This window comes from Pseudomonas sp. GW821-FHT01E05, from assembly GCF_059422425.1.
This window is the reverse complement of sequence record NZ_JBWKWW010000001.1, coordinates 83280-104747: the sequence shown is the minus strand read 5'-3', so window position 1 is coordinate 104747 and position 21468 is coordinate 83280. Positions and strand designations below refer to the sequence as shown.

General features: G+C 60.2%; 21 protein-coding genes. 8 read left to right on the top strand and 13 right to left on the bottom strand.

What is annotated here, in order from left to right:
• Positions 1-6: 6 nt before the first annotated feature.
• The 4 genes from AC07W5_RS00530 to glyQ form a co-directional block, all read right to left on the bottom strand.
• Positions 7-777, bottom strand: coding sequence for a lysophospholipid acyltransferase family protein (locus AC07W5_RS00530; protein ID WP_494991069.1), 771 nt, complete (start codon positions 775-777; stop codon positions 7-9).
• Positions 778-856: 79 nt separating this feature from the next.
• Positions 857-1390, bottom strand: a complete 534-nt coding sequence (gene gmhB, locus AC07W5_RS00525) for a D-glycero-beta-D-manno-heptose 1,7-bisphosphate 7-phosphatase (protein ID WP_494991070.1) — start codon at positions 1388-1390, stop codon at positions 857-859.
• An 18-nt stretch (positions 1391-1408) separates the two neighbouring features.
• Positions 1409-3463 carry a glycine--tRNA ligase subunit beta gene (glyS, locus tag AC07W5_RS00520; RefSeq protein WP_495022608.1) on the bottom strand — a complete coding sequence of 685 codons (2055 nt, stop codon included), beginning with the start codon at positions 3461-3463 and terminating at the stop codon, positions 1409-1411.
• Positions 3460-4413 (bottom strand): glycine--tRNA ligase subunit alpha, encoded by a 954-nt coding sequence (gene glyQ, locus AC07W5_RS00515; RefSeq protein ID WP_031319418.1) that lies wholly within the window; start codon positions 4411-4413, stop codon positions 3460-3462. The genes glyS and glyQ overlap by 4 nt, the downstream gene beginning before the upstream one ends.
• An 81-nt stretch (positions 4414-4494) precedes the next feature.
• Between glyQ and AC07W5_RS00510 the strand changes: the two genes are divergently transcribed.
• From AC07W5_RS00510 to AC07W5_RS00500, 3 genes are all read left to right on the top strand, one after another.
• Positions 4495-5058, top strand: a complete 564-nt coding sequence (locus AC07W5_RS00510; RefSeq protein ID WP_493062793.1) for a DNA-3-methyladenine glycosylase I — start codon at positions 4495-4497, stop codon at positions 5056-5058.
• Positions 5059-5109: 51 nt separating this feature from the next.
• Positions 5110-5997, top strand: coding sequence for a lysophospholipid acyltransferase (locus AC07W5_RS00505; RefSeq protein WP_495010516.1), 888 nt, complete (start codon positions 5110-5112; stop codon positions 5995-5997).
• 102 nt (positions 5998-6099) lie between these two features.
• A complete protein-coding gene (locus tag AC07W5_RS00500; protein ID WP_495010517.1) occupies positions 6100-6339 on the top strand; it encodes a PilZ domain-containing protein in 240 nt (79 codons plus the stop codon).
• A gap of 16 nt (positions 6340-6355) precedes the next feature.
• Here AC07W5_RS00500 and AC07W5_RS00495 read toward each other — a convergent pair whose 3' ends face one another.
• From AC07W5_RS00495 to def, 5 genes are all read right to left on the bottom strand, one after another.
• Positions 6356-6670 carry a tetratricopeptide repeat protein gene (locus AC07W5_RS00495; RefSeq protein WP_494991074.1) on the bottom strand — a complete coding sequence of 105 codons (315 nt, stop codon included), beginning with the start codon at positions 6668-6670 and terminating at the stop codon, positions 6356-6358.
• 144 nt (positions 6671-6814) lie between these two features.
• Entirely contained in the window at positions 6815-8188 is a 1374-nt protein-coding gene (gene trkA / locus AC07W5_RS00490) for a Trk system potassium transporter TrkA (protein WP_494991075.1), read from the bottom strand.
• 22 nt (positions 8189-8210) lie between these two features.
• Entirely contained in the window at positions 8211-9536 is a 1326-nt protein-coding gene (rsmB, locus tag AC07W5_RS00485) for a 16S rRNA (cytosine(967)-C(5))-methyltransferase RsmB (protein ID WP_495022607.1), read from the bottom strand.
• The gene (fmt, locus tag AC07W5_RS00480; RefSeq protein ID WP_494991077.1) at positions 9533-10492 is read right to left on the bottom strand and encodes a methionyl-tRNA formyltransferase; all 960 of its coding nucleotides are present in this window, start codon (positions 10490-10492) and stop codon (positions 9533-9535) included. The genes rsmB and fmt overlap by 4 nt, the downstream gene beginning before the upstream one ends.
• Before the next feature lie 57 nt (positions 10493-10549).
• Positions 10550-11056, bottom strand: coding sequence for a peptide deformylase (def, locus tag AC07W5_RS00475; protein ID WP_494991078.1), 507 nt, complete (start codon positions 11054-11056; stop codon positions 10550-10552).
• Between the two features lie 154 nt (positions 11057-11210).
• On the opposite strand from def, the gene AC07W5_RS00470 reads away from it, so the two are divergent.
• The 3 genes from AC07W5_RS00470 (at position 11211) to tsaC (ending at position 14041) form a co-directional block, all read left to right on the top strand.
• The gene (locus AC07W5_RS00470; protein WP_495022606.1) at positions 11211-12236 is read left to right on the top strand and encodes a LysM peptidoglycan-binding domain-containing protein; all 1026 of its coding nucleotides are present in this window, start codon (positions 11211-11213) and stop codon (positions 12234-12236) included.
• 89 nt (positions 12237-12325) lie between these two features.
• A complete protein-coding gene (dprA, locus tag AC07W5_RS00465) occupies positions 12326-13429 on the top strand; it encodes a DNA-processing protein DprA (RefSeq protein ID WP_494991080.1) in 1104 nt (367 codons plus the stop codon).
• 54 nt (positions 13430-13483) lie between these two features.
• Positions 13484-14041, top strand: coding sequence for an L-threonylcarbamoyladenylate synthase type 1 TsaC (gene tsaC / locus AC07W5_RS00460; RefSeq protein WP_494991081.1), 558 nt, complete (start codon positions 13484-13486; stop codon positions 14039-14041).
• A 154-nt stretch (positions 14042-14195) separates the two neighbouring features.
• On the opposite strand, the gene AC07W5_RS00455 is transcribed toward tsaC, so the two are convergent.
• Entirely contained in the window at positions 14196-15173 is a 978-nt protein-coding gene (locus AC07W5_RS00455; RefSeq protein ID WP_495022605.1) for an NADPH:quinone reductase, read from the bottom strand.
• A gap of 167 nt (positions 15174-15340) precedes the next feature.
• Here AC07W5_RS00455 and hemF point away from each other — a divergent pair, with 167 nt between their 5' ends.
• Both hemF and aroE read left to right on the top strand, forming a co-directional pair.
• Positions 15341-16255, top strand: coding sequence for an oxygen-dependent coproporphyrinogen oxidase (hemF, locus tag AC07W5_RS00450; protein WP_494991083.1), 915 nt, complete (start codon positions 15341-15343; stop codon positions 16253-16255).
• A gap of 72 nt (positions 16256-16327) precedes the next feature.
• Positions 16328-17149, top strand: coding sequence for a shikimate dehydrogenase (aroE, locus tag AC07W5_RS00445; RefSeq protein ID WP_494991084.1), 822 nt, complete (start codon positions 16328-16330; stop codon positions 17147-17149).
• Positions 17150-17171: 22 nt separating this feature from the next.
• On the opposite strand, the gene AC07W5_RS00440 is transcribed toward aroE, so the two are convergent.
• From AC07W5_RS00440 to betC, 3 genes are all read right to left on the bottom strand, one after another.
• Positions 17172-18740: a SulP family inorganic anion transporter gene (locus AC07W5_RS00440; protein ID WP_495022604.1), complete on the bottom strand. Its 1569-nt coding sequence runs from the start codon at positions 18738-18740 to the stop codon at positions 17172-17174.
• Positions 18741-18936: 196 nt separating this feature from the next.
• Positions 18937-19869 carry a choline ABC transporter substrate-binding protein gene (gene choX / locus AC07W5_RS00435; protein WP_495010523.1) on the bottom strand — a complete coding sequence of 311 codons (933 nt, stop codon included), beginning with the start codon at positions 19867-19869 and terminating at the stop codon, positions 18937-18939.
• Between the two features lie 15 nt (positions 19870-19884).
• Positions 19885-21399 (bottom strand): choline-sulfatase, encoded by a 1515-nt coding sequence (gene betC, locus AC07W5_RS00430; RefSeq protein ID WP_495022603.1) that lies wholly within the window; start codon positions 21397-21399, stop codon positions 19885-19887.
• Positions 21400-21468 lie beyond the last annotated feature (69 nt).

Sequence of the window (21468 nt, the reverse complement as noted above, 5' to 3'; positions counted from 1 at the left end):
AAAATCTCAGACAGCCATTTTTTCCGGTTCAGCGGTGATGGGCGGCAGGGAGCCCATGTCTCGTTGAGCCTGCTCGTTCCAGGCTGCAACCCGGTCATTGAGTTCGGCAATAGCACGCGGCCCGGCGCCTTCGGCATACATCGGTGCGCCGATGACCACTGTGATAGTGCCAGCCTTTTTAGCCCAGCCGGTCTTCGGCCAGAACTTGCCGGCGTTGTGCGCAATCGGCAGAACCGGTAGTGCAGCGTTGACCGCTAACGCCGTACCGCCCCGGGAAAACTTGCCGAGTGTGCCGAATGGAACACGCGTGCCTTCCGGAAAGATCAGCACCCAGACACCATCCTTGAGCAGCTCGTCGCCCTTCTTGGCCACATGCTTGAGCGCTGCCTTGGGGTTGTCACGGTCGATGGCAATCGGACGCAACATGGCCATGGCCCAGCCGAAAAACGGCACATAGAGCAACTCGCGCTTGAGCACCTGGCTCAAGGGCTGGAAGTAGGCCGAGAGGAAGAACGTCTCCCAGGTACTTTGATGGTTAGACAGAATCACGCATGGCTGTTCGGGCACGTTCTCGGCGCCCTTCACTTCAAAGCGGATATCGAGAAATACCTTGCTCAACCACAGCGCACAACGGCACCAGTACACGTTGATAAAACGATAACGTGCCTTGAACGGTAAAAAAGGCGCGATAAAAAAGCTGAGGCTGCACCAGAGCAACGAGGTGGTGCCCAGCAGCAGGTAAAAGAAGAAAGTTCTGATTGCCTGCAGGATCGACATAGCGGCATTTGCCTATTAAAAGCGCACTCCGGAACTGTCCTTGGTCAGGATGTCAGAAGCGCTCTATTTGTGGATAAGTTCAGTTGCGCACAAGTTCTGCGGCAACCGCCGCCAGATCGTCAAAAATCAAGGTGCCCACCGGTAGGTTTTTGCCCAGTGTCTCTTCGCCTTTCCCGGTTTTAACCAAAACTGGCTGAGAGTCGACGGCTTTTGCGGCTTCCAGGTCACCGAGACTGTCGCCGACAAACCATAGGCTGGTCAGCGCCACGTCGTAATGAGCAGCGATGGTTTTGAGCATGCCGGGTTTCGGCTTGCGGCAATCGCAGCCTTCATCGGGTCCGTGAGGACAATAGACGACGAGCCCGAGTTCGCCACCCTGCTCCGCCACCAGCGAGCGCAAGCGCTCGTGCATGGCGTCCAGGGTCGCGACATCGTAGTAGCCGCGAGCGATACCGGACTGGTTGGTAGCAACCGCTACCGTCCAGCCGGCTTTGCTCAACTGCGCGATGGCTTCGATCGAGCCGGGGAGCGGAATCCACTCCTCCACCGACTTGATATAAGCGTCGGAGTCGTAATTGATCACCCCGTCCCGATCGAGAATCAGCAGTTTCAAGCCCCGCTCCTTAAACCATTAGCCCAGCAGCGAAATATCGGCAACACCGAGGAACAACCCACGCAAACGTGCCAGCAACGCATAACGGTTGGCACGCACCTTGGCGTCTTCAGCATTAACCATCACGGCTTCGAAGAACGCATCGACCGGCTCGCGCAACGCTGCCAGACGCGCCAGCGATTCACTGTACTGACGCGCCGCAGCCATTGGCTGGACCGCCTGATCAGCCTGCTGGATCGCCGAGTACAGCGAGAACTCATTGGCGTTGTCGAAGTACTTGGCTTCGACGGTGCTCGGGATCGAGCCTTCGGCCTTGCTCAGCAGGTTCGATACGCGCTTGTTCACGGCAGCCAATGCAGCCGCTTCCGGCAATTTGCGGAACGCTTGCACCGCTTGCACGCGCTGATCGAAGTCCAGAGCCGAACCCGGTTTCAGGGCACGTACCGAGAGGTAGGTGGCGACATCCACGCCTTCGTCTTCGTAACGGGCACGCAGACGGTCGAAGATGAACTCCAGCACCGAATCAGCCAGGCCGGCAGCCTTGACCTTGGCGCCGAACGCGGCGACGGCGAAGGCCACGGCGTCGGTCAGGTCCAGCTCGAGCTTCTTGTCGATCAGGATCCGCAACACGCCGAGCGCGGCACGGCGCAGGGCATACGGGTCTTTGCTACCGGTTGGCAGCATGCCGACGCCGAAGATGCCGACCAGGGTGTCGAGCTTGTCGGCGATCGCCACGGCCGCACCGGTCAGGGTGGTCGGCAGTTCAGCGCCGGCACCGCGCGGCATGTATTGCTCGTTCAGCGCCAGTGCGACGTCTTGCGGCTCGCCATCGTTGAGGGCGTAGTAGTAACCGGCGACACCTTGCATCTCCGGGAACTCACCGACCATCTCGGTTGCCAGATCACACTTGGACAGCAGGCCGGCCCGCGCCGCCCATTGAGCGTTGCCGCCAATGTGTGGCGCGATGAACGCGGCAAGTTTGGAAACGCGCTCGGCCTTGTCATAGACGCTGCCGAGTTTTTCCTGGAACACCACGTTCTGCAGGCGCAGGTTGAAGTCTTCGAGTTTCTGCTTCTTGTCTTGCTTGAAGAAGAATTCGGCGTCGGTCAGGCGTGGGCGAACCACTTTCTCGTTACCGTCGATGATCTGCTGCGGGTCTTTGCTCTCGATGTTGGCCACGGTAATGAAACGTGGCAGCAACTTGCCGTCGGCATCCAGCAGGCAGAAGTACTTCTGGTTGTCCTGCATGGTGGTGATCAGAGCTTCTTGCGGCACATCGAGGAAACGCTCCTCGAACGAGCACACCAGCGGTACTGGCCATTCCACCAGCGCGGTCACTTCGTCGAGCAGGCTCGGCGGCACAATCGCAGTGCCTTCCTGCATCGTTGCCAGCTCGGTGGTGCGCTTGCTGATCAGCTCGCGGCGCTCATTGGCATCGGCCAATACGTACGCGGCGCGCAGATCGTTCAGGTAGTTGGCAGGCGAAGTGATGCGCACGCTTTGCGGGTGATGGAAGCGGTGACCACGGGAGTCGCGACCGGCCTTCTGAGCAAGGATGGTGCAGTCGATAACCTGGTCACCGAGCAGCATCACCAGCCACTGCGTCGGGCGAACGAATTCTTCCTTGCGAGCGCCCCAGCGCATGCGCTTCGGAATCGGCAGGTCGTTCAGGGAGTCCTCGACGATAGTCGGTAGCAGACTGGCGGTCGGCTTGCCTTCGATACGTTGGCTGTAGCGCAGTTTCGCACCGCTCTGATCGATTTCGCTCAGGTCAACGCCGCACTTCTTGGCGAAGCCCAGGGCGGCCTGGGTCGGGTTGCCTTCGGCATCGAAGGCGGCCTGACGTGGCGGGCCGTCGAGGTTGATGCTGCGATCCGGCTGTTGGGTGGCCAGTTTGGTGATCAGCACGGCCAGACGACGCGGTGCGGCGTAGACCTGCTTGGCTTCAAAGCCCAGGCCAGCGGCCAGCAGGCCCTTCTCGATACCGGCGAGGAACGCATCGGCCAAGGTGTTCAGGGCCTTGGGTGGCAGCTCTTCGGTGCCCAGTTCAACCAGGAAATCTTGAGCACTCATTGTGCAGCCTCCAGCTTAGCCAACACTTCATCACGCAAATCCGGGGTCGCCATCGGGAAGCCCAGCTTGGCACGAGCCAGCAAGTAGGCTTGCGCAACGGAACGCGCCAGGGTGCGTACACGCAGAATGTATTGCTGACGCGCCGTCACCGAGATCGCCCGGCGTGCATCCAGCAGGTTGAAGGTGTGCGAGGCCTTCAGCACCATTTCATAGCTTGGCAGTGGCAGCGGTTGATCGAGCTCGATCAGGCGCTTGGCTTCGCTTTCATAGAAGTCGAACAGTTCGAACAGCTTCTCGACGTTGGCGTGTTCGAAGTTGTAGGTCGACTGCTCCACTTCGTTCTGGTGGAACACATCGCCGTAGGTCACTTTGCCGAACGGACCGTCAGCCCAGACCAGATCGTAGACCGAATCCACGCCTTGCAGGTACATGGCCAGACGCTCGAGACCGTAGGTGATCTCGCCGGTCACTGGGTAGCACTCGATGCCGCCCGCTGCCTGGAAGTAGGTGAACTGGGTCACTTCCATGCCGTTGAGCCAGACTTCCCAGCCCAGACCCCAGGCGCCGAGGGTCGGCGATTCCCAGTTGTCTTCGACGAAACGGATGTCGTGCACCAATGGGTCAAGGCCCACGTGCTTGAGCGAGCCCAGGTACAGTTCCTGGAAATTGTCCGGGTTCGGCTTCAGGACTACCTGGAACTGGTAGTAGTGCTGCAGACGGTTCGGGTTTTCGCCGTAGCGGCCGTCAGTCGGGCGACGACTGGGCTGCACATAAGCGGCGTTCCAGGTTTCCGGGCCGATGGCGCGCAGAAACGTGGCGGTATGGAAAGTGCCGGCGCCTACTTCCATATCGTAGGGCTGAAGTACCACACAACCTTGCTCGGCCCAGTATTGCTGGAGGGCGAGGATCAAGTCTTGGAAGGTACGCACGGCTGGCGTAGGCTGGCTCACGAAATTCACCTGTTTCTTGGGCTGCGATTTAAAGAGCGGGAGTATACCCGATTCGTTCGTCCGCACGCCCCCTGGAGCCTTATGCCACGCTGCTTTTGGTGTTCCGAAGATCCGCTGTACATGGCTTATCACGATCAAGAGTGGGGCGTACCGCTACGCGATGCGCAGCGCTTGTTCGAGTTGCTTTTGCTCGAAGGGTTCCAGGCCGGTCTGTCATGGATCACCGTGCTGAGGAAACGCGAACGCTACCGTGAGGCGCTGTTCGGCTTCGACGTGCAGCGCGTGGCGCAGATGAGCGACGCCGAAATCGACGATTTGATGCTCGATCCGGGGATCATTCGCAACCGTCTCAAACTCAATGCCGCCCGGCGCAATGCCCAGGCCTGGATGGCGCTGGAAGACCCGGTGGCGCTGCTCTGGTCGTTTGTCGGCGGCGTCCCGAAGATCAATCATTTCAAGGATCGCAGCGAAGTGCCGGCCGTGACGCCCGAGGCCGAAGCGATGAGCAAAGGTTTGAAGAAAGCCGGCTTCACGTTTGTCGGCCCGACCATTTGCTATGCCCTGATGCAGGCCTCGGGGATGGTCATGGATCACACCACCGATTGTGATCGCTACGCCATCTTGCGCAGTGGGCGGTTAGAATAGCCGGCTCGCGATACGGATCATTACGTCGGTTCAGAAGATCAGGAGTGACCTGTGGATAAGTTTAAAGGCGCCTTGCTGGTAGGCGCTCTGCGGTTGTTTGCCCTGCTCCCGTGGCGGGCGGTGCAAGCGGTAGGCGCGGCAATTGGCTGGGTCATGTGGAAAACCCCCAGCCGTTCCCGCGACGTGGTGCGCATCAACCTCGCCAAATGTTTCCCGGAGATGGACGCCGCCGAGCGTGAGCGTCTGGTCGGGCAAAGCCTGATGGATATTGGCAAGTCGCTGACCGAAAGCGCCTGTGCCTGGATCTGGCCTGCCCAACGCTCTATCGACCTGGTGCGTGAAGTCGAAGGTCTGGATGTACTGAAAGAAGCGTTGGCCTCAGGCAAGGGCGTGGTCGGTATCACCAGCCACCTCGGCAACTGGGAAGTGTTGAATCACTTCTATTGCAGTCAGTGCAAACCGATCATTTTCTATCGGCCACCCAAACTCAAGGCTGTGGATGAGTTGCTGCGCAAGCAGCGGGTGCAATTGGGCAACCGCGTCGCGGCGTCCACCAAGGAAGGCATCCTCAGCGTTATCAAGGAAGTGCGCAAAGGTGGTGCGGTGGGCATCCCGGCTGACCCGGAACCGGCCGAATCCGCCGGGATTTTCGTGCCGTTCTTCGCGACCAAGGCGCTGACCAGCAAATTCGTGCCGAACATGCTCGCGGGCGGCAAAGCGGTCGGTGTGTTCCTGCATGCCCTGCGCCTGCCCGACGGTTCTGGCTACAAAGTGATCCTCGAAGCCGCGCCAGAAGCCATGTACAGCACCGATACCGAGACTTCCTGCGCGGCGATGAGCCAGGTCGTCGAGAAATACGTGCGGGCTTATCCGAGCCAATACATGTGGAGCATGAAGCGCTTCAAGAAACGTCCGGCGGGCGAGGCGCGCTGGTACTGAGTCTTATCCCGGGCAGGCCTCGCGCCTACAGCTAACTGGCATGATCTGTGGATAGTTTTGGATTCAATGTTATCCACAGCAGTTTGAACAAGGGCGCAGCAGATGTCCGATCACCGCAAATCCTTTCGCATTAAAATCCAGCACGAAAGCTTTGGCGAGTGCCTGGGCCAGACACGCAATCTCTCGGCCAGCAGCGTATACGTGAAACATCCGGCACTCTCGGCGTTGACCAAGGGCGCGGTGGTCTATGGGCAGGTGCAAGACTTGCCGGTGGCTGCGCCGTGGGTGAGTATGGAAGTGGTACAGGTCGACGCCGAAGGCATAGGACTGCGTTATCTCTGAACTGACTGTTTTTTGATCACTTAGCCTGGCGATCAAGCTTCTTCAAAAACACCGTCATTTCCTTTTCCGCCTGTTTGTCGCCATGAGCGCGCGCGGCTTCGAGCCCCTGTTCCCAAGCCTTACGGGCGGCCGGATAGTCCGCCAACGCCAAATGCGCCTTGCCCAGCAGCTTCCAGGCAGCGGAATACTTCGGATCGAAACACACACAGCGTTGCAGATGCTCGGCCGCTTTGGCGTTCTCGCCCAAATCCAGATAGCCCTTGCCCAGACCGAAGCGCAGCAGCGAGTTATCCACACCCTTGGCGAGCATTTTTTCCAGGGATTCGATCATGGGGCAGTGTCCTTCAGTTGATGATCGTTCCCACGCTGCGCATGGGGATGCATCCCGTGACGCTGCGCGTCACATCCGGAGCGGACGCAGAGCGCCCATGGCGGCATTTCCACGCAGAGCGTGGGAACGATCTATTTGTGTGGGTCAAAAAAAGCTCAGGCCAACGTGGAACAGCTTCTCCACATCGCGGATATGTTTTTTATCCACAAGGAACAGAATCACATGGTCGCCGGTCTCGATCACCGTGTCATCGTGGGCGATGATGACTTCTTCGTCGCGAATAATCGCGCCAATGGTGGTTCCCGGAGGCAAACCGATGTTTTCGATGGCGCGGCCGATCACTTTGCTCGACTTGGCATCGCCATGGGCAATCGCTTCAATGGCTTCCGCTGCACCACGGCGCAACGAGTGAACGCTGACGATATCGCCGCGACGCACGTGGGCCAGCAAGGTGCCGATGGTTGCCAACTGCGGGCTGATGGCGATATCGATGTCGCCACCCTGGATCAGGTCGACATAGGCCGGGTTGTTGATGATGGTCATCACTTTTTTCGCGCCCAGGCGTTTGGCCAGCAGCGACGACATGATGTTGGCTTCGTCATCGTTAGTCAGCGCCAGGAAGATATCGGCGTCAGCGATGTTCTCTTCCAGCAACAAGTCGCGGTCTGATGCGCTGCCCTGCAACACCACGGTGCTGTCGAGGGTATCGGAGAGGTGGCGGCAACGCACCGGGTTCATCTCGATGATCTTCACCTGATAACGGCTTTCGATGGCTTCGGCCAAGCGCTCGCCAATCTGCCCGCCACCAGCAATCACGATGCGTTTGTAGCTTTCATCGAGGCGGCGCATTTCACTCATTACTGCACGAATATTCGCTTTTGCGGCGATGAAAAATACTTCGTCGTCGACCTCAATTATCGTATCGCCCTGGGGCAGGATCGGTCGGTCACGGCGGAAGATGGCTGCAACACGGGTTTCGACATTGGGCATGTGCTCGCGCAACTGCCGCAGTTGCTGACCCACCAGCGGTCCGCCGTAGTAAGCCTTGACCGCCACCAGTTGCGCCTTGCCTTCAGCGAAGTCGATCACTTGCAAGGCACCGGGATGTTCGATCAGGCGCTTGATGTAATTAGTGACGACCTGTTCCGGACTGATCAACACGTCGACCGGAATGGCGTCGTTGTCGAACAGGCCGGCGCGAGTCAAGTAGGCGGCTTCGCGCACGCGAGCGATTTTGGTCGGGGTGTGGAACAGGGTGTGGGCGACCTGACAGGCGATCATGTTGGTTTCGTCGCTGCTGGTCACCGCCACCAGCATGTCGGCATCGTCGGCGCCAGCCTGACGCAGCACTGTCGGGAACGAGCCGCGGCCTTGCACGGTGCGGATATCGAGCCGATCACCGAGATCGCGCAAGCGTTCGCCGTCCGTGTCGACCACGGTGATGTCGTTGGCTTCGCTGGCCAGGTGTTCCGCCAGCGTACCGCCGACCTGCCCTGCGCCGAGGATGATGATTTTCATCCACTCACTCCCTTGAAACCGGTTAACCGCGTGCAGCGGCGATCTTGATCAGCTTGGCATAGTAAAAACCGTCATGGCCGCCCTCTTGTGCCAGCAACTGCCGGCCGTGGGGTTGTTTCAGACCTGCTGCAGGCTGCCCGAGCTGGCCGGCGATGTCCAACTCACGAGCGCCCGGGGTACGGGTGAGGAAGGCTTCGATGACTTCGGTGTTCTCGGTCGGCAAGGTCGAGCAGGTGGCATACAGCAGGATGCCGCCGACGTCGAGGGTCGGCCACAGGGCGTCGAGCAGTTCGCCTTGCAGCACGGCCAACGCGGCGATGTCGTCAGGTTGACGGGTCAGTTTGATGTCCGGGTGACGGCGGATCACCCCAGTGGCCGAGCATGGCGCGTCCAGCAGAATCCGCTGGAACGGCTTGCCGTCCCACCAGGCAGCGGTGTCGCGACCATCGGCGGCAATCAGCTCGGCGCTGAGGCCAAGACGCTCAAGGTTCTCTTGCACTCGCACCAGGCGCTTGGCTTCCAGATCCACCGCCACCACACCGGCCAGTTTCGGTTCGATTTCCATGATGTGGCAGGTCTTGCCGCCCGGGGCGCAGCAGGCGTCGAGCACTCGTTGGCCCGGCGCCAGGTCCAGCAGGTCGGCGGCCAGTTGCGCGGCTTCGTCCTGCACGCTGATCCAGCCTTCGGCGAAGCCCGGCAGGTTGCGTACATCACCCGGCTCGTCGAGGACAATGCCGTCCTGGCTGTAGAGGCAAGGTTTGCCGACCACACCGGCGTCGCTCAGCAGCTTGAGATAAGCATCGCGAGAATGGTGGCGGCGATTGACCCGCAGAATCATCGGCGGATGGGCGTTGTTCGCCGCGCAGATGGCTTCCCACTGTTCAGGCCAGAAGGCCTTGAGGGATTTTTGCAGCCAGCGCGGATGGGCGGTGCGCACCACCGGGTCCTGTTCCAGCTCGCTCAGCAGCGCTTCGCTTTCGCGCTGAGCACGGCGCAGCACTGCGTTGAGCAGGGCCTTGGCCCAGGGTTTTTTCAACTTTTCAGCGCAACCGACGGTTTCGCCGATGGCGGCGTGGGCCGGCACGCGGGTGTAGAGCAATTGGTAGAGACCGACCAACAGCAACGCCTCGACATCGGCGTCTGCAGCCTTGAACGGCTTTTGCAGCAGCTTGGCCGCCAATGCCGATAAGCGCGGTTGCCAGCGGGCGGTGCCAAAGGCCAGATCCTGGGTGAAACCACGATCACGTATTTCCACCTTGTCCAGTTGCGTCGGCAAGGAGCTGTTGAGTGAGGCTTTACCGTTGAGTACAGCCGTCAGGGCTTTGGCGGCGGCCAGACGCGGGTTCATTGGGCATCCACCGCTTGACCCAGCACGGTACCGACGGCGAATTTCTCGCGGCGGCTATTGAACAAGTCGCTGAAGTTCAGCGCCTTGCCGCCGGGCAATTGCAGACGGGTCAGGCACAAGGCCTGCTCGCCGCAAGCGACGATCAGGCCGTCCTTGCTGGCGCTGAGAACCTCACCCGGCGCGCCTTGGCCATCGGCGAGGTTCGCAGAGAGGACTTTCAGGGCTTCGCCATTGAGGGTGCTGTGGCAGATCGGCCAAGGATTGAACGCGCGAACCAGGCGTTCCAGCTCGACGGCCGGACGGTTCCAGTCGATGCGCGCTTCGTCCTTGTTCAGCTTGTGAGCGTAGGTGGCGAGGCTGTCGTCTTGCACTTCGCCTTCCAGAGTGCCTGCGGCCAGACCGGCGATGGCCTGAACCACGGCCGGCGGGCCCATCTCGGCGAGACGGTCATGCAGGCTGCCGCCGGTGTCGTCGGCGCTGATCGGGGTGGTGACCTTGAGCAGCATCGGCCCAGTGTCCAGGCCTGCTTCCATACGCATCACCGTCACACCGCTTTGGGTATCACCGGCTTCGACGGCGCGCTGAATCGGCGCCGCACCGCGCCAGCGTGGCAGCAACGAAGCGTGGCTGTTGATGCAGCCCAGGCGTGGGATATCCAGCACCACTTGCGGCAGGATCAGGCCGTACGCCACCACCACCAGCAAGTCCGGCTTCAGAGCCGCAAGTTCAGCCTGGGCCGCTGCGTCGCGCAGGGTCGGTGGCTGCAAAACGGCAATGTTGTGCTGCTCGGCGAGTTGCTTGACCGGGCTTGGCATCAGCTTTTGCCCACGGCCCGCCGGACGGTCCGGCTGGGTGTAGACCGCAACGATCTCATAAGGGCTGTCGAGCAGGGCCTTGAGGTGTTCGGCGGCAAATTCGGGGGTGCCGGCAAAGACGATGCGCAGTGGCTCAGTCATGTGAGAAGTCTCGCAAAAGAAAAAGGCTTGCCGCAGCAAGCCTTTGGAAGAAGGGAATCAAGCGTGCTGGCGATGTAGTTTTTCCAGCTTTTTCTTGATCCGGTCGCGTTTGAGCGTGGACAGGTAGTCGACGAACAACTTGCCATTGAGGTGATCGCATTCGTGCTGAATGCACACCGCCAGCAGGCCGTCGGCGATGAGCTCATAAGGCTGGCCGTCACGGTCCAGTGCGTGGATCTTCACGCGCTGCGGGCGATCGACGTTTTCGTAGAAGCCCGGTACCGAGAGGCAGCCTTCCTGATACTGGCCCATCTCGTCAGTCAGGACTTCAAACTCGGGGTTGATGAACACCCGTGGCTCGCTGCGGTCTTCGGAGAGGTCCATGACCACCACGCGTTTGTGCACGTTGACCTGGGTCGCAGCCAGGCCGATGCCGGGTGCTTCATACATTGTTTCAAACATGTCATCGACCAACTGACGCACTTCGTCGTCCACTACAGCCACAGGTTTGGCGATAGTGCGCAGGCGCGAGTCAGGGAATTCGAGGATGTCTAAAATGGCCATAGGCGTAATTGCTGCACGTGTGAGTAAAGTCAAAGTCGGTGCCTGGTGGGTCCGTAGACTCAGGCTGCCGTTGTAAAACGTTCTCCTGGAAGGGAGCAAGCCTCGGGGGGCTCTGGCGTTTCACGCGAACGTACATAATAAAGGGATTCACTGCATGAGGAAATCACTACTCGCCCTGCTGCTGTTGGCCTTGGCCGGTATCGCGCAGGCGCAAGTGCAACTCAAGGACGGTTTTCCACAGCATTACACCGTAGTGGCTGGTGACACACTCTGGGATATTTCCGGGAAATTTCTCCGGGAACCCTGGAAGTGGCCGCAGATCTGGCAGGTCAATCCGCACATTGAAAACCCCAATCTCCTCTACCCCGGCGACTCGCTGTCACTGGTCTACGTCAACGGCCAGCCACGCTTGACCCTCAATCGTGGGGCTTCACGGGGCACCATCACACTATCACCGCAAATCCGCCGCACGCCGGTGGCCGATGCCGTTGCGAGCGTTCCTCTGCAGACGATCAACAGCTTCTTGCTGAATAACCGTATCGTCGACACGGTCGAGGTGTTCGACAAGGCGCCATACATCGTCGCCGGCGATGCCGAGCGGGTGCTCAGTGGTACGGGCGACCGAATCTATGCCCGCGGCAAGTTCGGCCCGGCGCAATCGGTCTATGGCATCTTCCGTCAGGGTAAGGTCTACATAGACCCACAGAGTAAAGAGTTCCTTGGGATCAACGCCGACGATATCGGCGCCGGTGAAATCGTTGCCACTGAAGGTGATGTCGCCACGCTGGCCCTGCAACGCACGACCCAGGAGGTTCGCCTCGGCGACCGATTGTTCAGTGGCGAGGAACGGGCGATCAATTCGAATTTTATGCCCAGCTCGCCACAAAACGGGATCAACGGCGTGATTATCGATGTGCCACGCGGTGTGACGCAGATTGGCGTGCTCGACGTGGTGACCCTGAACAAGGGCTATCGTGATGGCTTGGTCGAAGGCAACGTGCTGGCGGTGATGAAAACCGGGGAAACCGTTCGTGATCGCGTGACGGGCAGCGAGGTGAAAATCCCCGATGAGCGCGCCGGATTGCTGATGGTGTTCCGCACTTATGAAAAGCTCAGCTATGGCCTGGTATTGAATGCATCGCGCTCTTTGGCGGTGATGGACAAGGTCAAAAATCCTTAAAAAAACGGAAACTCTCAACAAGTTACCAACAGACTTATCCACAGCTTGTTCCTGTCTGAGCAGGACTTATAACGATCAAGGATGATCCTATGTCGCTGTCTGCTATATCCCCGGTTTCCCCTGCGGAGCTGGAGGCCCGTTTGCGTTTGCACCGTCTGCCGGAGCTCGGCCCCCGACGTTTTCATAAGCTGCTCGACGCCTTTGGTTCGGCCTGCGCAGCCATCAGCGCACCCGCTGGTGCCTGGCGCTCATTGGGCCTGCCTGCTGCGTGCGCCGAGGCCCGACGCAGTGCCGATGTCCGTGACGGTGCCAGCCATGCATTGGCCTGGCTTGAACGTGCGGACCAGCATTTACTGATGTGGGACCAGCCGGGCTACCCTGCTCTGCTGGCCGAGCTGTGCGACGCCCCGCCGCTGTTATTCGTTGCCGGCGATCCGGACATTCTTGAAAAACCACAGCTGGCGATGGTCGGCAGTCGTCGTGCTTCGCGGCCTGGAATGGATACTGCCGCGGCGTTTTCCCGCAGCCTTGCCGGTGCCGGTTTTGTCATCACCAGCGGCTTGGCGCTGGGCATCGACGGCGCCGCGCATCAGGCCGCTCTGGACGTGGGCGGGCTGACCGTCGGCGTGCTGGGCACAGGGCTGGAAAGTTTTTATCCACAGCGCAACCGTCAACTCGCCGAAGCGATGATTGCCCAAGGCAGCGCGGTGGTTTCCGAGTTCCCGCTGGACGCCGGGCCGCACGCCAGCAACTTCCCTCGGCGCAATCGGATCATCAGCGGTTTGTCCCTGGGCGTGCTGGTGATTGAGGCCAGTGTTGCCAGCGGTTCGTTGATTACCGCGCGGCTGGCAGCCGAACAGGGCCGCGAGGTGTATGCGATTCCTGGGTCGATCCATCATCCCGGTGCCCGCGGTTGTCATCAGCTAATCCGCGATGGCGCGGTACTGGTGGAAACCATCGAACATGTTCTCGAAGCCCTGCGTGGCTGGCAAAACCTGGCACCATCCGAGGTGGTGCCAGTGAAGGCCGATCACCCATTGTTGCGCTTGCTACATGCAGCGCCGCACACCAGCGAAGCCTTGGCTGGCGCCAGTGGTTGGGCTTTACCGAAGGTATTGGCGGCATTAACCGAGCTGGAGATGGACGGCCGGGCAGTTTGCGAAAGCGGACGCTGGTTTGCGCGCGTAAGCTAGGTTTTGTAACGAAGATCGGTAAACTGCGCTCAGCCTTATTCCGGAGAGTCAGCAATGGTCAGCAGTTGGCGTGTGCAACAAGCCGCACGAGAAATTCGCGCAGGGGCGGTGATTGCCTATCCAACCGAAGCCGTCTGGGGCCTGGGTTGCGACCCGTGGAACGAAGAGGCGGTGGATCGCCTGTTGGCGATCAAGTCGCGATCTGTGGATAAAGGTCTGATCCTGATCGCTGACAACATCCGTCAGTTCGATTTTCTTTTCGAAGACTTCCCGCAAGCCTGGATGGACCGTATGGCCAGCACCTGGCCGGGGCCCAATACCTGGCTGGTGCCGCACCAGGGCATGCTGCCGGAATGGATCACCGGGGTTCACGACACGGTGGCCTTGCGAGTCAGTGATCACCCACAAGTTCGCGACTTATGCGCACTGGTCGGGCCGCTGGTATCGACCTCGGCCAACCCCCAGGGCCGGCCGGCGGCGCGTACTCGGATTCGCGTGGAGCAATACTTCCGCGGGCAAATCGACATGGTGCTGGGTGGGAATCTGGGCGGCCGCAAGAATCCGAGCCTGATTCGTGATCTGGCGACCGGCAAGATCGTTCGCCCGGGTTGAAGTCGCAGTAGAACTCCTGTTAATTGATCGTTCCTACGCTCCGCGTGGGAATGCCTCAATGGACGCTCTGCGTCCGCTCTAGATGTGACGCGGAGCGTCACGGGATGCATTCCCACGCGGGAGCGTGGGAACGATCAACGATCAGGCGGTCAGCTTACGGCAACAGAATCGTCGACCCGGTCGTACGCCGTGCCGACAACTCGGTCTGGGCCTTGGCCGCTTCTACCAGTGGATAACGCTGGCTGATATCAACCTTGATTTTGCCGCTGATGATCATCCCGAACAGCTCATCGGCCATGGCTTGCAGGTTCTCGGCGTTGTTGGCGTAAGTCGCCAGCGTCGGCCGGGTCACGTACAACGAGCCCTTTGCCGCCAGAATCCCCAGATTCACGCCATCCACCGCGCCCGAGGCGTTGCCGAAGCTCACCACCAGGCCTCGTGGCGCTACGCTGTCCAGCGAGGTGAGCCAGGTGTCTTTGCCGACGCCGTCGTAGACCACCGGGCATTTTTTGCCGTCAGTCAATTCCAGCACACGCTGTGCGACGTCTTCCTTGCTGTAGTCGATGGTCTCCCAGGCGCCGAGGGATTTGGCGAGGGCGGCTTTTTCAGGCGAGCTGACCGTACCGATCAGCTTCACGCCCAGCGCCTTGGCCCATTGGCAGGCGAGCGAGCCGACACCGCCAGCGGCGGCGTGGAACAAGATGGTTTCGCCACCTTTCAGGTCATAGGTTTGACGCAGCAGGTATTGCACGGTCAGGCCTTTGAGCATCACGCCCGCAGCTTGTTCGAAGCTGATGGCATCCGGCAAATGCACCAGATTGCTCGCCGGCAGTACATGCACATCGCTGTAAGCGCCCAGTGGACCGCTGCCATAGGCCACGCGGTCGCCGACTTTGAATTGAGTGACTTCGCTGCCGACCGCCTCGACCACGCCGGCGCCTTCGGCACCCAGGCCCGAGGGCAAGGATGGCGGTGCATACAGGCCGCTGCGGAAGTAGGTGTCGATGAAATTCAGGCCGATGGCCTTGTTGCTGACGCGAACTTGTTGCGGACCCGGTGCTGGCGGTTGGTAGTCTACATACTCGAGTACTTCGGGGCCGCCATGGGCACGGAACTGGATACGTTTGGCCATCTGCAATCTCCTTGGGGCTTTTCGCGAAAGGTCCCTATCGGACTCCTAAGCTTGACCTTCGTCAACTGCGGTGGGGCAAGTTGCGGTGTTATGCTACGCGCCCATTTGCGTCGGCTTCACGTTCCGTTCGAAGCGCCGCGTAGCTTTGCCCGATTCAAGGTGATGCCATGAATACTCGCACCGAGGCCGTAAAAGCTTACCTGCTTGACCTGCAAGACCGTATTTGCGCTGCTCTGGAAGCCGAAGACGCTGGCACTCGCTTCGTCGAAGACGCCTGGACCCGGCCTGCCGGTGGTGGTGGTCGCACCCGGGTGATCGAGAACGGTCAGGTCATTGAAAAAGGCGGTGTCAATTTTTCTCATGTGTTCGGCAGCGGGCTACCGCCATCTGCCAGTGCCCATCGGCCAGAACTGGCCGGGCGCGGTTTTGAAGCCCTTGGTATATCGCTGGTGATTCACCCGCACAACCCTCATGTGCCAACTTCCCACGCCAATGTGCGATTTTTCATCGCCGAGAAAGAGGGCGAAGAGCCGGTCTGGTGGTTCGGCGGCGGCTTCGACCTGACTCCGTATTACGGCAACGAAGAAGACTGCGTGCACTGGCACCGGGTCGCCGAGCAGGCTTGCGCGCCATTCGGGCCGGACGTTTACTCGCGTTACAAGGCTTGGTGCGACAGCTATTTTTACATCAAGCATCGCCACGAGCCGCGGGGCATTGGCGGCCTGTTTTTCGATGACCTGAACGAGTGGGACTTCGACACCAGCTTCGCCTTCATGCGCGCTATTGGTGACGCCTACATCGAGGCGTACCTGCCGATCGTCCAGCGCCGCAAGGCCGAGGCGTACACCGAGAAACAGCGGGAATTCCAGGAGTATCGCCGGGGTCGCTATGTCGAGTTCAACCTGGTGTATGACCGTGGCACGCTGTTCGGCCTGCAATCGGGCGGGCGTACCGAGTCGATCCTGATGTCGCTGCCACCGCAAGTGCGCTGGGGTTACGATTGGAAAGCCGAGCCTGGCAGCGAAGAAGCGCGTCTGACCGAATACTTTCTGCAGGACCGTGATTGGCTGGCCAAGGGCTGACAGTTTTACACCGTCAGGACCAACGCCAAGATCGCAGCCTCCGGCAGCTCCTACAAATGAGGAATGTGTTTGATGGACCGTTACGTCGTATTCGGTAACCCGATTGGCCACAGCAAATCGCCGCTGATCCACCGCCTGTTTGCCGAGCAGACCGCTCAGCGGCTGGACTACAGCACCTTGCTGGCGCCGCTCGACGACTTTTCCGGCTGCGCTCAGGCGTTTTTCCTTGAGGGCCTGGGCGCCAACGTCACAGTGCCATTCAAGGAAGAAGCCTATCGCCTGGCCAACAGCCTGACGCCACGGGCGCAGCGGGCCGGCGCGGTCAACACCTTGAGCAAACTCGCCGACGGCAGCCTGCTGGGGGATAACACCGACGGTGCCGGGCTGGTGCGGGATCTGACGGTCAATGCCGGATTCAGCCTGCGGGGCAAACGCATTTTGCTGCTGGGTGCTGGCGGCGCGGTGCGCGGTGCGCTGGAGCCGTTACTGGCCGAGCAGCCATCGTCGGTGATCATCGCCAACCGTACGGTGGAAAAAGCCGAATTGCTGGCTGAGTTGTTCGCCGATCTCGGTCCGGTGTCCGCCAGCGGTTTTGACTGGCTGCAAGAGCCGGTGGACCTGATCATCAACGCTACATCTGCCAGCCTGTCAGGCGATGTACCACCGATTGCCAGCAGCCTGATCGAGCCGGGCAAGACCTTTTGCTACGACATGATGTACAGCAAGGAACCGACCTCGTTCTGCCATTGGGCCAGTGAGCATGGCGCGGCGGTAGCAATGGATGGCTTGGGGATGTTGGCGGAACAAGCAGCCGAAGCGTTCTATCTATGGCGTGGCGTGCGCCCGGATACTGCGCCGGTGCTGGCGGAATTGCGCAGGCAGTTGGCGTTGTAACTGGCGGCGCGGGCTTTTGTGTTCAGTCTTCAAACCGAATCGGGCATTTCTCCGCCCCTTCCAGCTTCCTCAGCTCTTCCACCACCTGCGGCCGTGCTCGCCGCAGGGTCAGGCTACGGTCCTGCCGCAGCAACCGCCGTGCTTCCTGATGGAGCATTTCCACCCCGGAATAGTCGATGAAGTTGATCTGCTGCGCATCGATCACCACCCGTGAGCCGTGGAGACTTTGCAGGCGTACTTGCAGGTAGTGGCTGGCGCCGAAGAAGATCGAGCCGCCGACCCGCAGAATGTCTTCGTCGCCGTCGCGCCACTGCTGCACTCGCGGTTGCGAAGTGCGTTTGAGGTAGAAGAACAGCGACACCAGTACCCCGGCGTAGATCGCGGTCTGTAACTCCAGCAACAGGGTTGCGACGCAGGTCAGCGCCATGACCGCGAACTCAGAGCGGCTGACCCGGAACAACGACCGAATACCGCGATGATCCACCAACCCCCAACTGATCAGCAAAATGCTCCCGGCCATGCTCGGGATTGGGATATGCGCGATCAACGACGCGCCGGTCACGGCGAACAACGCCACCCATAACGCGGAAAATACCCCGGCCAACGGCGAGCAAGCGCCGGCTTCGTAGCTCAGACCCGAGCGGGTGAAAGAGCCGGCCGACAGAGAACCCGAGAAGAGCCCTCCAACGATATTGGACAAGCCCTGAGCGCGAACTTCCTGATTGGCGTCGAGAAGTTGCTGCGAACGGGCGGACAACGAGCGGGCGATCGACAGGCTGGTGACCAGGCCGAGCATCCCCACCGCTACGGCGCTGGGCAGCAGGCGCAGCACCAGATCAAGATCCAGCGGCAGCGGGCTGAAGGGCGGTAGTTTGCCGACGAACGAGCTCACTAGCTTCACATGACCAAACATCGCCGGCCACAGCCAGACCACCAGGGCGCTCAAGGCCAACGTGATCAGCAATGTCGGCCAGCGCGGCAGCAGGAGTTTGAGAACGATGCCCAACACCAAGGTGCTAATGCCCAGAACCAATGACGGTCGGTCCAGAGCGCCAATATGGCTGATCAGCGACATCAGACCGTTCAGAGCAGTGGCCTGATTCGCAAGATCGAGCCCCAGCAGGTTGGGTAATTGCCCAAGGGCGATGACCACCGCGGCGCCAAGGGTGAAGCCCAGTACCACCGAGTGGGAGACGAAATTTACCAGCGCGCCGAAGCGCAGCATGCCCAGCAGCCACTGGAAAGCCCCGGCAAGGAACGTTAGCAACAGGATCAGGGTGATGTAGTCCTGCGAACCGGGTACGGCCAATGGACTGACGCTGGCATACAGCACAATGGAAATCGCCGCCGTCGGGCCGCAGATCAGATGCCAGGACGAGCCCCACAGGCAGGCGATCAGCACCGGAATGATTGCCGCGTACAAGCCATACTCGGGCGGCAGGCCGGCGATCAGCGCATAGGCGATGGATTGCGGTAGCGCCAGAATCGCTCCGCTCAGGCCGACAATCACGTCGCGGCCGACGCTGGCGCGGGTTTGCCGTGGCATCCAGCTCAGGAAGGGGAAGAGTTTATGGCGGTTGAGCCAGGCCATGGGTCCTCTCGGTCGGGATATGCAAAAAGCGTAAGGGTGAAGTTTCAAAGGGCTGGATGCAAGGTTGGGTTTGATCGTTCCCACGCGCAGCAGAAGGAATGCCGCTAAGGACGCTCCGCGTCCGCTCTGGATGTGACGCGCAGCATCACGGGATGCATTCCCACGCAGAGCGTGGGAACGATCACCTCGCCATCACTCAAAGCTTCGCCTTCACCGCCACCAACGCATCCTTCCCATCGACGGTCTTCACCCCATCCAGCCACTTGTCCAGCACTGCGGGGTTGGCCTTGATCCAGGCTTTGGCGGCGTCGGCGTTGCTGACTTTCTTGTTCACCACCTCGGCCATGATGCTGTTCTCCATTTCCTGGGTGAAACTCAGATTGGTCAGCAGTTTGCCGACGTTCGGGCAGGCCTGTGCATAACCTTTGCGGGTCAGGGTGTAGACGCTGCCGGTGTCGCCGAAGTACTTCTCGCCGCCTTTCAGATAGTGCATTTTCAATTGCACGTTCATCGGGTGTGGGGTCCAGCCGAGGAAGGTCACGAATTTCTGTTTCTTAACTGCGCGGGACACTTCGGCCAGCATTGCTTGCTCGCTGGATTCGATCAGCTTCCACTGACCCAGCTCGAAGTCGTTTTTCTTGATGATGTCCTGCAACGAGATGTTCGCTGGCGCGCCGGAGCCGATGCCGTAGATCTTCTTGTCGACTTTTTCAGGGAATTGGTCGGCATATTTATTCAGGTCGGCAAAATTATGCACACCCGCGTCCCAGACGTAATCCGGCACTGCCAGCGTGAATTCGGTGCCGTCCAGGTTCTTCGCCAGTTGGGTGACGTCACCATTGGCCACGAACTTGTCGTAGAAGCCCTGCTGCGCCGGCATCCAGTTACCCATGAAGACATCTACCTGGCCGTCCTTGAGCCCGCCAAAGGTAATCGGCACCGCCAGCGTGTCGACCTTGGCCTTGTAGCCCATGCCATCTAACAGAAAACCGGTGATGGCGTTGGTCGCGGCGATGTCGCTCCAGCCCGGGTCGGCCATTTTCACCGTGTCGCAGCTCTGCTCGGCGTAGGCCGAAACACTGCTCAGGGCCAATAGCCCCGCGCTCAGTACTGTGGATAACCGTTGCATGCTCTTCCCCTTACGTTATTGGTTTTGGCAGGGTTGTGGATAACGAGCCTTGCGCTCCAGATCGTCGAGGTCGATGTGGTTGCGCATGTATTGCTGACTGGCGTCGACCAGCGGCTGGTGATCCCAGCTCTTCAGCTTCCCGGTGGTCAGCGCCTGGGCGACAAAGCGCCGGCGTCGCTGGCTGGCGAGCACCTGTTGGTGAATCGCCGGGATATCCCATTTCGCCCGCGCTTCGGCGAGAAAATCGTCGAACAGTTGCCGATGTTGCGGCGAATGGCTGAGTTCTTCCTGTTCACGCGGGTCGTTGTGTACGTCGAAGAGAAGGCAGGGGTCGTCTTCGCTGTAGATGAATTTCCAGGCACCGCGGCGAATCATCATCAGCGGGCTGATGGTGCCTTCGGCCATGTACTCGCCAAAGACTTCGTCGTGGCCGGCCTGGCCCAACAAGTGCGGGACCAGTGAGCGGCCGTCCAGTGGCAGACCGGGTTCCAGCTCACCACCGGCCAGCTCCACCAGGGTCGGGAGCAAATCGGCGGTGGACACCGCAGCGCGGACCCGTCCTGCGCCGAATTGCCCCGGAGCACTGACCAGCAGCGGCACGCGGGCAGCCATTTCGAACCAGTGCATTTTGTACCAGAGCCCGCGCTCGCCGAGCATGTCGCCGTGGTCGCCGGAGAACACAATGATGGTGTCGTCGATTAGCCCGGTTTCCTCAAGCGTTTGCAGGAGTTTGCCGACGTTGCTGTCGATATAGCTGCATGCGCCAAAATAGGCACGGCGCGCGTCGCGGATTTTATCCACAGGCAGCGGCTTGTCCCACAAGTCGTAGACCTTGAGTAGACGCTGGGAATGCGGATCGAGACGGGTCTGCTCCGGCGTCTGCGGCAGTGGAATGTCTTCGTCGCGGTACAGGTCCCAAAACGCTTTGGGAATGGTGTACGGGTCGTGGGGGTGAGTCATCGAAACGGTCAGGCAGAACGGCTGATCGCCATCCTCGCGGATATGGTCGAACAGGTACTGCTGAGCCTTGAACACCACCTCTTCATCGAAATCCAGCTGATTGGTACGCACACATGGCCCGGCTTGCAGCACCGAGGACATGTTGTGATACCAGCTCGGGCGTACATCCGGCTCGTCCCAGTTCACCGACCAGCCGTAGTCGGCCGGGTAGATGTCGCTGGTCAGGCGTTCTTCGTAACCGTGCAGTTGATCCGGGCCGCAAAAGTGCATCTTGCCCGACAGCGCCGTGCGGTAACCGAGGCGACGCAGGTAGTGGGCATAAGTCGGCACATCGGCGGGGAAATCGGCCGCGTTGTCGTAGGCGCCGATCTTGCTCGGTAACTGTCCGCTGACCAGGGTAAAGCGCGAAGGCGCACAGAGCGGGCTGTTGCAGTAGGCGGCGTCGAACACCACGCCTTGCGCGGCGAGGCGGCTCAAATTGGGCAATTTGATGGGCGATGGGCCGTAGAATGGCAACATTGGCGCGGCCATTTGATCGGCCATGATGAAAAGAATGTTCTTGCGCTTCATGTGATCGCGGCATTCCATAGTGAATATTTATGCGAAAGTGCTGTGATCGAGAATGGAGCCCACGCACTT

Excerpts from the sequence above, each read along its gene's own strand:
- AC07W5_RS00530 (WP_494991069.1), bottom strand. The coding sequence starts at position 777 with ATGTCGATCCTGCAGGCAATCAGAACTTTCTTCTTTTACCTGCTGCTG.
- def (WP_494991078.1), bottom strand. The coding sequence starts at position 11,056 with ATGGCCATTTTAGACATCCTCGAATTCCCTGACTCGCGCCTGCGCACT.
- AC07W5_RS00455 (WP_495022605.1), bottom strand. The coding sequence starts at position 15,173 with ATGGCCAAACGTATCCAGTTCCGTGCCCATGGCGGCCCCGAAGTACTC.
- hemF (WP_494991083.1), top strand. The coding sequence starts at position 15,341 with ATGAATACTCGCACCGAGGCCGTAAAAGCTTACCTGCTTGACCTGCAA.
- AC07W5_RS00495 (WP_494991074.1), bottom strand. The coding sequence starts at position 6,670 with ATGATCGAATCCCTGGAAAAAATGCTCGCCAAGGGTGTGGATAACTCG.
- fmt (WP_494991077.1), bottom strand. The coding sequence starts at position 10,492 with ATGACTGAGCCACTGCGCATCGTCTTTGCCGGCACCCCCGAATTTGCC.
- betC (WP_495022603.1), bottom strand. The coding sequence starts at position 21,399 with ATGAAGCGCAAGAACATTCTTTTCATCATGGCCGATCAAATGGCCGCG.
- tsaC (WP_494991081.1), top strand. The coding sequence starts at position 13,484 with ATGGTCAGCAGTTGGCGTGTGCAACAAGCCGCACGAGAAATTCGCGCA.
- rsmB (WP_495022607.1), bottom strand. The coding sequence starts at position 9,536 with ATGAACCCGCGTCTGGCCGCCGCCAAAGCCCTGACGGCTGTACTCAAC.
- glyS (WP_495022608.1), bottom strand. The coding sequence starts at position 3,463 with ATGAGTGCTCAAGATTTCCTGGTTGAACTGGGCACCGAAGAGCTGCCA.
- AC07W5_RS00510 (WP_493062793.1), top strand. The coding sequence starts at position 4,495 with ATGCCACGCTGCTTTTGGTGTTCCGAAGATCCGCTGTACATGGCTTAT.
- aroE (WP_494991084.1), top strand. The coding sequence starts at position 16,328 with ATGGACCGTTACGTCGTATTCGGTAACCCGATTGGCCACAGCAAATCG.
- trkA (WP_494991075.1), bottom strand. The coding sequence starts at position 8,188 with ATGAAAATCATCATCCTCGGCGCAGGGCAGGTCGGCGGTACGCTGGCG.
- choX (WP_495010523.1), bottom strand. The coding sequence starts at position 19,869 with ATGCAACGGTTATCCACAGTACTGAGCGCGGGGCTATTGGCCCTGAGC.
- AC07W5_RS00500 (WP_495010517.1), top strand. The coding sequence starts at position 6,100 with ATGTCCGATCACCGCAAATCCTTTCGCATTAAAATCCAGCACGAAAGC.
- AC07W5_RS00470 (WP_495022606.1), top strand. The coding sequence starts at position 11,211 with ATGAGGAAATCACTACTCGCCCTGCTGCTGTTGGCCTTGGCCGGTATC.
- AC07W5_RS00440 (WP_495022604.1), bottom strand. The coding sequence starts at position 18,740 with ATGGCCTGGCTCAACCGCCATAAACTCTTCCCCTTCCTGAGCTGGATG.
- dprA (WP_494991080.1), top strand. The coding sequence starts at position 12,326 with ATGTCGCTGTCTGCTATATCCCCGGTTTCCCCTGCGGAGCTGGAGGCC.